Origin of the sequence: Pontibacter diazotrophicus (assembly GCF_003367245.1) — a bacterium.
GTDB classification, from domain to species: domain Bacteria; phylum Bacteroidota; class Bacteroidia; order Cytophagales; family Hymenobacteraceae; genus Pontibacter; species Pontibacter diazotrophicus.
In genome coordinates, this window is the sequence record NZ_QRGR01000007.1 from 203,336 (window position 1) to 217,114 (window position 13,779).

The following is a 13,779-nucleotide window of genomic DNA, read 5'->3' on the forward strand; positions in this document are numbered from 1 at the left end:
AAGACCGGGAAATACCGTTCTTTCTGATTTAATATAATCTCAGGCTTATATAGACCTGGTATGACGATATTATAACATAGATAAATTTAGCAATTGTTATATTTATGCGAAACTCGATAAACCTTTGCTAATGAAAATACAACAGATTCAAATAGTAGGAGTTGGAGGAATTCAAAATTTAGATTTGAACTTCCACAACCAAATGAATATTATTTGTGGGCCAAATGGAATTGGGAAAACAACAGCTCTTGAATCCATTGCTCATTTATTTTCATATGGGGAAACTTCAATCTTAAAAAGAAATGTAAAAGCTGAAAATAGCTTGATTAAAATCTATATACAGAACGATACTGGCTCTTTGCAAAACCATTCAGCTTCATTTAGTGCCTTCACTCCAGAAAAAAGAACTACTATACAAGGCTTGCATCAATTCTCTAACAAGCTAATATCCTTGAAAACTACTAGGTTGTTTGGGTATCAGCCTTTGCAGTCAATTACTAAGGACAGCAAAAAGGAACAGAGCCAATTATTTAATGATGCTAAATCAGGAATAAGTTTCACAGACGTTAAGAATTGGTTTGTAAATAGATACTTATATTCAGCTCATCCTGGTGCTTTGACTACAGAACAAATGAATAATTTTGTGTTTGCCAAAACTTGTTTCTCATTCTTGAATAAAGACTTTGCTTTTAGCAGAGTAGATGCCTCTTCAAATGAAATCATGGTCAACACTCCAAGTGGAGAAATTTATTATGAGTATTTATCCTCAGGCTTCAAGTCCATTCTATCTATATTATTTGGTATAATAAAAGAAATAGAATATCGCTTTACTGAGCCTAAATTACAAGCTAAAGATTTTAACGGAATTATTCTGATAGATGAATTAGAACTGCACCTCCATCCAGAATGGCAAGGAAAAATAATTTCAATTTTAAAGAAAGCTTTTCCTTTGGCTCAATTTATTACAACCACTCATAGCCCTCACGTCATACAAGCTGCGGACCCAAATGAAATTATAGCATTAGGTTTCAAGGATAATCATGTTATTCAAAGAGAGTTGCCGCAAACTGAATATGGATTCAAAGGATGGACTGTTGAGGAAGTTCTTTCAGATGTAATGGGCATGGGTAATACCAGAACAGAAGAGTTTAACAATTTGATAGTAAGATTTGAAAATTCTATTGATTCTAATGATTACTTAAATGCAAGACTCTCTTTTGATGAGCTTAACCTTATGTTACATCCACATAATCATTTAAGAAAACTTTTAAGCTTTCAATTAGCAGGAATCAAAGGAGAGTAATATGATAGGATTAAAAAGAACACATAGCCCTATAGTTCTAACTCCTGACTTTGTTTCCAGCCAAACAAGAACATTTAAAGTTACAGGGGAGAGCGTTTGGAATATCGAAGAAGTAAAGAAAGTGCTTCTTGAGTTAAGTTTTAATAAATGTGCCTATTGCGAATGCAATGTAACAGAAGAAAGTAAGTATCTTGAGGTAGAACATTTTGAAGATAAATCAAATCATCCTGACAAAGTTCTAGACTGGGATAATCTGCTTCCATCTTGTAAAAGATGTAATGGAAGTAAGGGTGCTCACAATGTGAATTATGAACCAATAATAAACCCATTTAAAGAAGATCCTAAGGAACATTTAAAATTGCACTTATACAGATTCAAAGGGAAAACCGAAATAGGCAAAACAACAATTGATGTTGTGAATTTAAATAATTCGGCCAGAGCTGTATTAAAAAGATTTGAAATAGGTGAAGAATTACAAAATAGTGTTGACCTCGCTTTTGAAAGATTAGAGGCTTACAAAGCAAATAGAATAACACAGAGGAAGAACAAATTATTAACGATAGTAGAAGAACTACTAAAGCTTTGCCAACCAGAATCGATTTACGCAGCAACTTGTTCCACAGTACTGCATCACAATGATGTATATCAGCAGATTGTTAATGAACTGAAGACTTTTGATTTATGGTCAGATAATTTTGAGAAACTTCATTGTCGTTCAAGAGGGATAATGTTAGAAACTCAATAAAAATGATAGCTGTATATATGTATAACAGTTTTTTAAACCTATAGACCAAAAATACTTTAATCCGTCCCCTACACCGTCCCCCAAAAACAAAAAAGCCCTGTAAATATTTGATTTACAGGGCTTTTTATCTATTAAAAGTACCCGGAGCCGGAGTCGAACCGGCACGAGTGTAACCTCATTGGTGTTTGAGACCAACGCGTCTACCAATTCCGCCATCCGGGCGTGTTTCCCTTTCAGGAACGTGCTGCAAACTTAGATAATGTTTCCTGAATTCGCAACAGATATTTTTTCTTCAGATAATAGGTTTTTACCTGCTGCAGGGCCTCGTCTTTGGTAACTCCATGAAGCTCAGGGTATCGTTGCAAAACCGGCAGAATATCATTGTCCAGCTGCGCCACCACACCGTTCGTTTTCTCGCCAATTTCATGAAACTTATCGGCGTCGAAGTCGAACTCCAGCTCCATCAGTTCCTCGTTTATGTCCATCATCTCCATCAGGAAGTCAGAGGGAATCTCGTTTTTGCCTTCCTCCAGTATGCCGTGCGCCTTCAGGATGTACTGCATGCGCAGGTCCGGGTCTGAGAGGGTGCGGTAGGCGTTCGTGTTCCGGGTGGAAAGCTGCAGAATCTCCTGCTGTTTCTCCTGCGGCTCGTTGGCGTAAAAGTCGGGATGGTACTCGCGGCTCAGTTTATAGTACGTATTTTTCAGCGCCTTCTCGTCCAGCAGAAAGCTTTCCGGTATATCGTAAATTTCGAAGTAGTTGCTCATTTATCAATTATCATTTTACATGTATCAGAAATGCGCTTGAAGCTCTCTTTCCTTATCAAAGGTACAGCAAATGGGGCAGGATTGTTCAAGCGTGTCCTATAAAGCTATTTTGGTGTTCCTGATAATTGACAAATATTAAATGATACCTGACAAGTTAAATCTCTACTGAAGTATAGGACCAGGCCTGCGGTTTATCGGCGAAAAGCTTTTTAGTAATTGGCCACACCTGCCCAAAGAGTTCTGAGTTGCGGTACTCGTTCAGGTGCGCTTCTGACTCCCAGAGGCTGTAGGTGCTGTACACGTTCGGTGTGTTTACATCCTGCAGCAACTCTACATGCTTACATCCCTCAAAGGCGCGTATTTTCTCTTTTGAGCTCCGGAATATTTCCAGAAACTCCTCCGTGTTCTCCGGTTTAAACGTCATCCTGACGATGCGAACTATCATGGTTGTTAGTTACTTGTTGTTCGTTATTCGTTGCTCGTTTAAATAGTAGCTGCTGTTGGACTCAGGTGCTACCAGAACAGAAAAAAGCTATCTAAATATTTTACATAGCCACTGCTCTTCGGTATGCGCTTAGGCACAAGCAGTCCCAAAGTACCACAAACTAATAACGAACAACCAACAACGAATAACGAAATTTAACTTCCCGGATAAAACCGCACATCCACCTGCGAGTCGAAGCCGAGGCCCAGTAACTCTGCGGCGTGGCCTTTGTTGATGCCGATGCAGAGCTGGCCCTGGCTGTTATAGATACAGCAGCAGTCGCCGTCGTCTACCTGGTTGTACGTAGGATAGATGCGGCCTACGGTTTCGCGTCCGAAGTGAATGGTGAAAGTGCGGCCGTGGGCGATGGTATCAATGCTGTCGGCAGTGATGTCTGTTATCAGGTTGCCGTAGCGGTCCACATGAATCACGTGCCCCGAAATAGAGTGGTCGCTCAGGCGCAACTGGCGGTTCAGCAGCTGCCTGTAGTGGCTGGTGTGCTCACCCAGTACCTCAATGTCACCCCCTTTAGCCAAGAAAACGGCGGCATTTGCCAGCAGGTCTTTCGCCGGGAAAGGCATCAGTTGCCGATCAGCCTTCAGTTCTACCACTATCTCAGGTTGCCCGTCTGTCAGGAGCGATAACAGGCCATTGTCTGCTAAAAGAAAGTAGTGCCCTTTGTACTTTGCTGCATGAAATTTGCCGTGTCTATTCCCGTGGGTGTCAATCGCGGCTAAATGCACCGTACCCTCCGGGAACTCCCGGTAAACAGAGCCAAGCACGAATTCGGCATGGGCAATGTTATAGGGTTCGATGGCATGCGACACATCCACGATGGTTGCCTGCGCTTCCTGAGAAAGAATTTTGGCTTTTACAGCGGCCACGTAGTGATCGTTATACCCAAAATCTGATGTAAACGTAATTACAGCCATAACACGAACTATAATCTTTGTGAATTTGTACTAATATAAACCAAATTTACTTAATTTAAAGAAAACATTACTCACAGACTATATAGAGGAGCAATAATTTGGTAGAGAAAATCATAACCTTAGAGAATATTTCTCTAATTGACTTTCTGGGGACAGAGAATCAAAATATAAAGCAGTTGGCTGCAGCCTTCCCGAGCAGTAAAATCATCTCGAGAGGCAATGAGATTAAAATACAGGGCCAGACGCCCGAGATAACGAAGATCCATGAAATACTGGGTTCTCTTATTGATCACTATCATAAGTTTGGAAAGATTACGCACAGCAGTGTAAATAGATACCTTTCTTCTGACTCTTTTACAGATGAGGAAGTAATTATTACTTCCCCGGACGTGATTGTGTATGGCAGTAAGGGCGGTATTATAAAAGCCAGAACAGCCAACCAGCAAAAGCTGGTGGATGCTGTAGAGAAAAACGACCTGGTGTTTGCCCTCGGGCCTGCCGGTACAGGTAAAACCTATGTTTCTGTGGCGCTAGCGGTGCGTGCGCTTAAAAACAAAGAAGTAAAGAAAATCATTATTTCCAGGCCAGTGGTAGAGGCAGGCGAAAGCCTGGGCTTTTTGCCCGGCGACATGAAGGAGAAGGTAGACCCTTACCTGCGCCCTATCTATGATGCCCTGGAAGACATGATTCCGGTAGAAAAGCTTAAATATTACCAGGAAAACAAAATCATTGAAATTGCACCCCTCGCTTACATGCGTGGCCGTACGCTGAACAATGCTTTTGTGCTGTTGGATGAGGCGCAGAATACCACCCCGGCGCAGATGAAAATGTTCCTGACGCGTATGGGGCCGAATGCCAAAGTAATGGTGAACGGTGACTGGTCGCAGGTAGACCTTCCGCGTAACCAGCGTTCCGGTTTAATGGAAGTGCTGAACATATTGCGCGGTGTAAAGGGCATCGGTTTCGTTGAAATGAGCGCGGAAGACATTGTGCGCCACAGACTGGTACGCGATATTGTGAACGCTTACACTAAGCTTGAAGAAGAGCGCCGTGCTTCCAGAGTCGAGGCAAAGTCAGCTGAAGATGACAGGAAAGAGCCCTCTTATGATCGGCGAAGAAAGTTCAACAGCGAATATTAAACTAACATAGCTTGTAGAGGCGCAACTTGTTGCGCCTCTATCTATTTTTATATGATTGAGCTAAAGCGAATAGACCAGGAGCAGGATCTGAAGGCAGCTTACAGCATCCGCGAGAAGGTTTTTGTAATAGAGCAGCAGGTGCCTGCCGATGCGGAGTATGACCAGTATGAAGGCACTGCTAAACATTATCTGGCAACCTGCGAGGGAGTACCTTGCGGCGCAGCCCGCTGGCGAGTGACAGACAAAGGCATCAAGTTGGAGCGCTTTGCGGTGTTGGCAGAATACCGCAATAAAAACGTGGGAGCAAAGCTGCTGGAAGCTGTGCTGCAGGATGTGCGAAAAGAACATGCAGCTAAAGAAATCTACCTGCATGCCCAGTTGCCAGCTGTAAACTTCTACAAGCGCCACGGCTTTGCAACAGAGGGTGATATGTTCAGCGAGTGTGATATTCAGCACTACAAGATGATTTTCAAAGGCTGATGCTGCGGTGGGCACCATACCCTTTTATCCGTATCACGCTGAGTTTGATAGCAGGTATCCTGCTGTACTTGATTTTAGGCGAAGACCTCCGTTACAGCGCGGAGGTCTTCGCCTTTTTTGTAGCTGCTTTCATCATAGCAGCTGTATACAGCTTAAAGGTTAAAGCTGGAGTAGCAACAAACACGGCCGGTATTGTGGGGCTGCTTTGTTTCATGGCCCTTGGTTTCTGGGCAACGCACCTGAATACGGCAAAAAATAACCCGCAGCACCTGTTGCACCTGTCCGGGCAACCAGCCTATTATGTAGGGGTGGTGGATGATTATGTGCTTCAGAAGCCCGGCTACCAAAGCACCGTCCTGCAGGTGCAGCAGGTGCAGGTAAACGGACAGTGGCAGCCAGCAGCTGGCAACGTGCAGCTTTCCATCCCCCACGATTCGGAGAAAGTGTATGAACTCAATTATGGCGATATGCTCCTGGTAAAAGGTGCTCCACAGGAAGTGGCGCCGCCTGGCAACCCCAATCAGTTCGATTACCGGCAGTACCTCGCCAACAAGGGCATTTACCATCGCCATTACCTGCAGGCGTTCCAGGCGCAGAAAGTTGCTGCGTCGCCACCTAACCCCCTGCTAGCAGCCAGTATGCACTTGCGCCGCAACCTCGATCAGTTGCTGCGGGAGAGGGTGGAGGCAAGGCGGGAGTATGCTATTTCCTCTGCCTTGATCCTGGGTGTAAAGGATGAGCTGGATAATTCTATCCGGAGCGCCTACGCCAGCACGGGTACCATGCATGTGCTGGCGGTGTCGGGGCTGCATGTCGGTCTGATTTACTTAGTGCTGGTATGGCTGTTCAGTTTCATGGCTCCCACTGTGCGGCAGCGGGTACTACAGGCAGCGCTGATACTTTCTTTTCTGTGGACCTACGCTTTCCTGACGGGCTTGTCACCCTCCGTGTTGCGGGCAGTGGTTATGTTCAGTTTCGTTACGGTGGGCACAGCCATCAAGCGGCAGACAAACATCTATAACACCATTGCCATAGCCGCCGCTGTGCTGCTCCTGCTGAACCCTTACAACCTAAAGGAGGTCGGCTTTCAGCTATCGTTCTTGGCCGTGCTGGGTATCGTGTACCTGCAACCGAAATTGTATCAATTGCTGGAGGTAAACAACTGGCTGCTGGATAAGGTATGGATGTATTTCACAGTGGCAGTAGCGGCACAAGTGGCTACGCTGCCGCTGGGGCTGTATTACTTCCACCAGTTCCCGGTATACTTCTGGTTTGCCAACCTGGTGGTGGTGCCTGCTGCTATGTTTGCCTTGTATACCGGTATCACTGCTTTGGCCCTTAGTTGGGTACCCGTGTTGAGCGGGCTGTTGTTTGCGCTACACGCCGGAATTGTCTGGTTGATGAACTGGTTTAACGGACTTGTTCAGAACTTGCCTTACGCCCTCCTCAACGGCATCGATATTACAGCATTGCAGACCTGGCTGCTGTATGGGCTTTTTATCACCCTGATACTTTTCATGGCACTCAAAAAGCTTCGGTACTTTGCCATGGCTACTGTGATAGTGGCAGTGCTGGCTGCACAGGAGGTGTGGGAAACAGTGCAGCAGAAAGAGCAGGAGCTGTTTACTATTTACAATGTGCGTGGGGCCACGGGTGTGGCGTTGGTGCAAGGGCAGCAAGCTACTGTACTGGCTGATTCCTTACTGCTGCTCAATGAAAGTGATTACACCTTTAACATTCAGCCGCACCTCTGGCATATTGGAGTAGAACAGCCACAGTTCGCTTCTCTGGGAGGAGGCGCTGCAATGGCAGCCACTTTCACCATGCTGCCTGACAGTAACAGCTTGCTGGTGTGGCAGGGGCAGCGCATGCTGCTGCTATCGCATCCCCCGCAGCTACTATCAAAACAGCCATTGACCCTTGATTACTTACTGCTACGCAATAACGTCCGCCTTAAGCCGCAGGATTTACAAAGCTATGCTCCCGGTAAAGTAGTATTGGACGCCTCTAACAGCCCCTGGTACCGCCAGCGGCTTCACCAGCAACTCGACACCCTTGGCATTGCTTATTATGATGTGGCTGATTCCGGGGCTCTGGTGGTGCGTTTGCGGTAATGCCTGCCTTTACTATTTCTGATGTACCGGGTCCAACCACCCCTGCCCCTCCTTGTCCAAGGAGGGGAGCCTGCTATTACTACTTCTGCTTGCCTAGGTTTACTATACCTTTACTTTCATTTTCTGTATATTAAATTAATAAAACAGACAATAATATAATGGCGCTGCATAATAGGAAGTATCTGAAGGAGAACAGAAGAGAGCTTAGAGGTAGTTTAACACCCGCTGAGGCAGAACTTTGGAAATATCTAAAGGAAGGTCAGATGGAGGGGCGAAAGTTTAGGAGGCAGCATAGTGTTGCTAACTATATTCTTGACTTCTACTGTCCTTCAGAAAGATTAGCCATAGAACTGGATGGACAAATCCACCAAAACTCCAACTCTGAGTATTTTGATGAGAAGCGGGACCAGGCACTGGAGAGCTTAGGTATAAATGTGCTACGTTTTGAAAACAAAGAGATATTCCAAAACCTGGAGGCCGTACTACAGGAAATCAGCAGTAGCTTCAGTAGGTAAAACTCCCCTCCTTAGACAAGGAGGGGCAGGGGTGGTTGGACCCGGTGCCGCGGTTTTCAGCAACAGCCCCCGTTATATGAATGAAAGACTTCTTCCCTCAATTTCCGTATCTTTGCACATCCAAAAGTTAAAACATTATGAGTGACTATACCCCGCTGAGCGAACTTGGTGAGTTTGGCTTGATTAAGCGAATAAAAGAGAAATTTGAGTTGCGAAATGCATCTTCGGTGAAAGGTATCGGTGACGATGCCGCCGTGCTGGAGCCGCAGGAGAAGCAACTGGTGGTGACAAGCGATATGCTGCTGGAAAGTGTGCACTTCGATTTAACCTTCTGCCCGCTGAAGCACCTGGGTTACAAGGCTGTGGCTGTGAATGTGTCGGATATTGCGGCCATGAATGCAAAGCCAACCCAAATTACAGTAAACATCGGTTTGGGCGCACGCTTTACAGTGGAAGCCGTGGAAGAACTATACGAAGGCATTCGCCTGGCCTGTGAGAACTATAACGTAGACCTGATTGGTGGCGATACCACCTCGTCCAGAGCGGGCCTGGTGATTAGCGTGACAGCGATAGGAGAGGTGGCTAAAGGAGAAGCCGTGTTGCGCAGCGGTGCCCAGGTGAACGACCTTGTTTGTGTGACAGGCGATTTAGGCGCTGCTTACCTGGGCCTGCAGGTGCTGGAGCGGGAGAAGCAGGCATTTATGGCCAACCCCGACATGCAGCCTGAGTTGGAGAACAAGCAATACATTGTGGGCCGCCAGTTGCGGCCAGAGGCCCGTATGGATGTGGTGTATGAACTGAAGGAGCTGGGTATCAAACCTACTTCGATGATAGATATTTCAGATGGCTTAGCCTCTGAGCTGATGCACATCTGTAGCCAGTCGGGAGTAGGCGCTACGGTTTACAAAGACAACCTGCCTGCCGACGGGCAAATGCTGGAGACGGCCGTGGAGTTTAACCTCGACCCAATTACCTGTATCATGAATGGCGGCGAAGATTACGAATTGCTGTTTACCATTCCACTATCTGACCATGACAAAGTAAAAAATCACCCGGACATCACCATCATCGGCAAGATAACCGAAGCAAGCGAGGGCGTGAACATCGCCAATAAGCACGGACAGGCATTCCCGCTAAAGGCGCAGGGCTGGAGCCATTTTTAGTGGCGTATCACGTATTTCGTATCACGATTTAGAGTGTATCTAGAATCCTAAAAACAGAAGAGGTTGCCCGAATGTGTCGGAGCAGCCTCTTCTGTTTTTCTTTCAGCAGCCGTTTTACGTGATATGAAATACGTGTTACGAGCTACGAAACATCAATCCTCCGGAAAAGGAATGAACACAAAGTTCTGGAAGTCTTCGTCTACCACGAAGAGGCAGCAGTACTCATCAGGGTCTTTGTAGGCGGCTTTAAAATCGTCTACTTTATCAGGCATCACCAGTTGCCGCTGCACGAAGTCTTCTAAGTAGGAAGCGTTGATGTGCCACTCCAGCGCCGCTTCCTCTTTTGCGAGAAAGACAGAACCCACCGGCACCTGTGTGCGGCTGAATACAAAAATCGGGTATTCTGATATTTTGCGTTTGCGCACCTGGTACGATGCTTCTTTCAGCGTCTCGGCCACCACCACAAAATCTTTGGAGATGGTGCCAAGGTATTTACCGTTTAATTCCGGATCGTTTTCCATATTTCTTTTTGCGTATCAGGTAGCACGTATCACGACAAAAGGCTTTCTAAATTTTACTTCTCCGTGAGCTTTGCCGACTTATAACAGGCCATAATCACGCAGAACACCGTCATCTCAGTGATGTCCTGATACGTGCTTCGTGATACGTGTGTCTATTTCGCTGTTAACAATACAATGTTTTCTACGTGGTGCGTCTGCGGGAACATGTCCACGGGTTGCACGCGGGCCACGTTATACTTAGCGGAAAGCAACTCCAGGTCGCGTGCCTGTGTGGCTGGGTTACAGCTTACGTACACAATACGCTCCGGGTGCACCTGCAACAGTTTTGCTATTACATCCTCGTGCATGCCGGCGCGTGGTGGGTCCGTAATCACTACATCAGGCCGACCATGGCGCTCCACCAGTTCATCCGAAAGAATGTCTTTCATGTCTCCTGCATAAAACGTGGTATTGGTGATGTTGTTGATCTGGGAGTTGATTTTGGCATCTTCAATGGCACTCGGCACATACTCAATACCAATCACCTCGCGGCACTGCCGGGCCACAAAGTTTGCAATCGTTCCGGCGCCAGTATACAGGTCATACACCAGTTCGTCTCCTGTCAAGCCTGCAAATTCCCTTGTCAGTTTGTAGAGTTCGTACGCCTGGTCCGCGTTGGTCTGGTAAAATGACTTTGGCCCCACGCGGAATTGAATGCCCTCCATCTCTTCGTGTATATAAGGCAAGCCATGGTAGCACACAACCTCCAGGTCATGGTAAGTCTCATTGCCTTTCGGGTTCACCACATACTGCAGTGAAGTGATTTCAGGGAATGTCACCTTCAGGTGCTCCATAATTCCCAGAATCGCCTCCCGGTCATCCCGGAATACCTGCAGAATCACCATCAGTTCCCCGGTGTTGGCTGTCCGGATGATGAGGTTGCGCAGGAAGCCTGCCTGCTTCACCACATCAAAGAATTCCAGCCCATGCTCCCGCCCATACTGACGCACTTCCAGGCGAATAGCATTCGACGGGTCCGGCTGCAGGTAGCAGTGCTGGATGTCCAGGATCTTATCGAAGCGGCCAGGGATATGGAAACCCAGTGCATTGCGGTCGAATTCCTCCACAGACTTTATCTGCTCGTTGGTGAGCCAGCCATTGGGCGAGAAGGTAAACTCCAATTTGTTACGGTAGTACCTTGTTTTGGCAGAGCCCAGGATGGGGTCAAACTCCGGCAACGCCACTTTGCCGATGCGCTCCAGGTTGTCCTTCACCTGCTTCTGTTTGTAATACAGCTGTGTGTCGTAGCCAATGTGCTGCCACTTACAGCCGCCGCATACCCCGAAGTGCTCACAGAAAGGCTCCACGCGCAGCTCTGAGTGCTCCCGGAAAGCAACAGGCACGGCCTCTAAAAAGCTTTTCTTTTTGCGGGTAACACGTAAGTCTACCACGTCGCCGGGAGCCACACCACTCACAAAAATCACCATATTGTTATGGCGCGCCAGGCATTTTCCCTCCGCCACCATCTCCTCGATTTTAATATTTTCGAGTATTTCGAATTTATTTTTCTTCTGTTTTCTCACAATGCTGCAAAATTAATCAAAATAGAGGAGAAAAGGGAGGGAGAGGTGATATGATGATGAAGAGAGTGGTTATGGGATAATGTAGGATGGGCTTAACTGAACAAAATTTTTAAGAAAAGTCCCAGCGGGACGACCTGTTGATAGAATTCAAATGCTATGGATTTTCCAACTCCGTAGGAGCGGCCTGTTAGGGATGTTGAACAGGCCGCTCCTACGGAGCTGAATATGCTTCTTTACCTTTCAAGCTATCAACAGAACGTCCCGCTGGGACTTGAAGCCAGTACAAAATAATTTAGTATCATCCCGATTGTGATTAACCTTTATGTGAATAAAAGGACACAGGTTGAACTGGAAGAGCAATTCAGATACAGTAGTCCCTTCCTCAAACAATCAACAAAAAGCAATTAACAATAACCTTTATCTTTGCAGCTCTAAATAAGGAACTTCATCAGCATGAAAGATAAAGTAGTTTTAATTACAGGCGGCACGTCCGGTATCGGGAAGGCCTGTGCCTTTGCTTTTGGCAGGGCAGGAGCGAAGGTGGTCTTTACAGGGCGTAATCTGCAGAACCTGGAGCAGACATCGCAGGAATTGGCAGCTGCAGGCATCGATAACCTGCCTGTGCAGGCCGATGTGAGCGTGGAGGAGCAGTGTGAGCAAATGGTGCAGAAAACAATGAACATGTACGGCCGCCTGGATGTGCTGATAAACAACGCAGGTATCTCGATGCGCGCCCTTTTTGAGGACCTGCACCTGGATGTTATCCGGAAGGTGATGGACATTAACTTCTGGGGCACCGTGTACAGCACCAAGTATGCGCTGCCTTACATAAAGGCGGGCAAAGGCTCTATTATTGGGATTTCCTCTATAGCCGGTTACCGGGGTCTCCCTGCCCGCACAGGTTACTCCGCCTCCAAGTTTGCCATGCATGGTTTCCTGGAGACGCTGCGAACCGAAATGCTGCACCAGGGGGTGCATGTAATGGTGGCCTGTCCGGGTTTTACGGCCTCCAACATACGAAACACCGCGCTGGCAGCCGACGGACTTCAGCAAGGGGAGTCGCCACGGGAGGAGGGAGCCATGATGACAGCAGAAGAAGTGGCAGAACGCATTCTGAAGGCCACAAAGCAACGCAAACGCGACCTGGTGATGACCTTTCAGGGGAAGCTGACGGTGTTCCTGAACAAGTGGCTACCCGGCCTCACCGATAAGCTGGTGTTCAATGTAATGGCGAAGGAGAAAGATTCGCCGCTCAAGAAATAGTTATTTGTTATTCGATTAACCAATAACGAGCAACGAATAACGAAGCTAGGGTAACTCCAGCAGGTTGCTTTTCCGGATAAAAGCTTTCTCGCCTTTCCACTCAATCTCGTACCAGATGTCCTGCTCTCCTCTTATGGGTACTTTATGTCCTTCGGTGGCCGTGGCCAGCCAGGAACCTCCGGCAGAGGGAGCTGACATAATGGCGACATGATTTTTCGTGATGATACCCGCATCTCCTAAATTCAGGAAGTTGATGTAGTAGAGTATAAACAGCAGGTACAGCGTATAACTGACTTGGAAGGTTTTGCTGAACCGGTGGCCCTTGCGCCATCTGAAGAACATGACAGTGGCTGTGACAACGGCAGCAAGCAGCATAAGCTCCAGAATACGCATATAGTGCTTGCTGAACTGCGTTTTAAAGAACTGCAGGTCGTTGTACTCGTAACCCTGGAGGCGGTGCGCCTGCGCCAGTTCTTCCATTTTTCGCAGTACCGAACGGCTTGGTTCTTTCGTATAAAAAAGATGCAGGTAATACATAGCACCGGTATAGTCGTGCAGGCCTTCTTTAATGTAAGCCATTTTCAGAAGCATCTGGGGCGAATACAGCTGCTCTTGTAGGATTTGCTCGTATAAAGTGAAGGCTTCTGTATAATGCTGTTTTTGAAATAAAGAATCTGCTGTTGCCAATGTTGTTTTATCTGCCTGAGCATAAGCTGGTTTTGCCAGAAAGGCCAAAAAAATGACTAAAAATGCAGATATTTTGAACCAAAGGTTTTGCATTTAAAAACTTA

General features: G+C 46.7%; 14 protein-coding genes and 1 tRNA gene. 8 read left to right on the forward strand and 7 right to left on the reverse strand.

The window, feature by feature from the left end:
• Positions 1–130 precede the first annotated feature (130 nt).
• Positions 131–1,303 carry an AAA family ATPase gene (locus DXT99_RS07535; protein WP_115564916.1) on the forward strand — a complete coding sequence of 391 codons (1,173 nt, stop codon included), beginning with the start codon at positions 131–133 and terminating at the stop codon, positions 1,301–1,303.
• Position 1,304: 1 nt separating this feature from the next.
• The gene (locus DXT99_RS07540) at positions 1,305–2,048 is read left to right on the forward strand and encodes an HNH endonuclease (RefSeq protein ID WP_115564917.1); all 744 of its coding nucleotides are present in this window, start codon (positions 1,305–1,307) and stop codon (positions 2,046–2,048) included.
• 138 nt (positions 2,049–2,186) lie between these two features.
• Here the strand turns inward: DXT99_RS07540 and DXT99_RS07545 are convergent.
• From DXT99_RS07545 to DXT99_RS07560, 4 genes are all read right to left on the reverse strand, one after another.
• Positions 2,187–2,270, reverse strand: a tRNA-Leu gene (locus tag DXT99_RS07545).
• Positions 2,271–2,281: 11 nt separating this feature from the next.
• Positions 2,282–2,815, reverse strand: coding sequence for a Fe-S protein assembly co-chaperone HscB (gene hscB / locus DXT99_RS07550; RefSeq protein ID WP_115564918.1), 534 nt, complete (start codon positions 2,813–2,815; stop codon positions 2,282–2,284).
• A 154-nt stretch (positions 2,816–2,969) separates the two neighbouring features.
• Positions 2,970–3,260, reverse strand: coding sequence for a putative quinol monooxygenase (locus DXT99_RS07555; protein WP_115564919.1), 291 nt, complete (start codon positions 3,258–3,260; stop codon positions 2,970–2,972).
• A gap of 194 nt (positions 3,261–3,454) precedes the next feature.
• Positions 3,455–4,231: an SAM hydrolase/SAM-dependent halogenase family protein gene (locus DXT99_RS07560; protein WP_115564920.1), complete on the reverse strand. Its 777-nt coding sequence runs from the start codon at positions 4,229–4,231 to the stop codon at positions 3,455–3,457.
• 98 nt (positions 4,232–4,329) lie between these two features.
• Here DXT99_RS07560 and DXT99_RS07565 point away from each other — a divergent pair, with 98 nt between their 5' ends.
• The 5 genes from DXT99_RS07565 (at position 4,330) to thiL (ending at position 9,642) form a co-directional block, all read left to right on the forward strand.
• On the forward strand, positions 4,330–5,370 hold the full coding sequence (locus tag DXT99_RS07565; RefSeq protein ID WP_115564921.1) for a PhoH family protein: 1,041 nt from the start codon (positions 4,330–4,332) through the stop codon (positions 5,368–5,370).
• A gap of 51 nt (positions 5,371–5,421) precedes the next feature.
• Positions 5,422–5,850: a GNAT family N-acetyltransferase gene (locus DXT99_RS07570; protein ID WP_115564922.1), complete on the forward strand. Its 429-nt coding sequence runs from the start codon at positions 5,422–5,424 to the stop codon at positions 5,848–5,850.
• On the forward strand, positions 5,850–7,964 hold the full coding sequence (locus DXT99_RS07575; RefSeq protein WP_115564923.1) for a ComEC/Rec2 family competence protein: 2,115 nt from the start codon (positions 5,850–5,852) through the stop codon (positions 7,962–7,964). Before DXT99_RS07570 ends, DXT99_RS07575 begins: the two co-directional genes overlap by 1 nt.
• A 158-nt stretch (positions 7,965–8,122) precedes the next feature.
• The gene (locus tag DXT99_RS07580; RefSeq protein WP_115564924.1) at positions 8,123–8,479 is read left to right on the forward strand and encodes an endonuclease domain-containing protein; all 357 of its coding nucleotides are present in this window, start codon (positions 8,123–8,125) and stop codon (positions 8,477–8,479) included.
• Between the two features lie 137 nt (positions 8,480–8,616).
• Positions 8,617–9,642: a thiamine-phosphate kinase gene (thiL, locus tag DXT99_RS07585; protein ID WP_115564925.1), complete on the forward strand. Its 1,026-nt coding sequence runs from the start codon at positions 8,617–8,619 to the stop codon at positions 9,640–9,642.
• A gap of 152 nt (positions 9,643–9,794) precedes the next feature.
• Here the strand turns inward: thiL and DXT99_RS07590 are convergent, their stop codons facing one another.
• The gene (locus DXT99_RS07590; protein ID WP_115564926.1) at positions 9,795–10,163 is read right to left on the reverse strand and encodes a hypothetical protein; all 369 of its coding nucleotides are present in this window, start codon (positions 10,161–10,163) and stop codon (positions 9,795–9,797) included.
• A gap of 152 nt (positions 10,164–10,315) precedes the next feature.
• Positions 10,316–11,725: a 23S rRNA (uracil(1939)-C(5))-methyltransferase RlmD gene (gene rlmD, locus DXT99_RS07595; RefSeq protein WP_115564927.1), complete on the reverse strand. Its 1,410-nt coding sequence runs from the start codon at positions 11,723–11,725 to the stop codon at positions 10,316–10,318.
• 453 nt (positions 11,726–12,178) lie between these two features.
• On the opposite strand from rlmD, the gene DXT99_RS07600 reads away from it, so the two are divergent.
• Positions 12,179–12,988 carry an SDR family oxidoreductase gene (locus DXT99_RS07600; protein ID WP_181885064.1) on the forward strand — a complete coding sequence of 270 codons (810 nt, stop codon included), beginning with the start codon at positions 12,179–12,181 and terminating at the stop codon, positions 12,986–12,988.
• 45 nt (positions 12,989–13,033) lie between these two features.
• On the opposite strand, the gene DXT99_RS07605 is transcribed toward DXT99_RS07600, so the two are convergent.
• On the reverse strand, positions 13,034–13,567 hold the full coding sequence (locus tag DXT99_RS07605; RefSeq protein WP_246000523.1) for an SH3 domain-containing protein: 534 nt from the start codon (positions 13,565–13,567) through the stop codon (positions 13,034–13,036).
• Between the last annotated feature and the right edge of the window lie 212 nt (positions 13,568–13,779).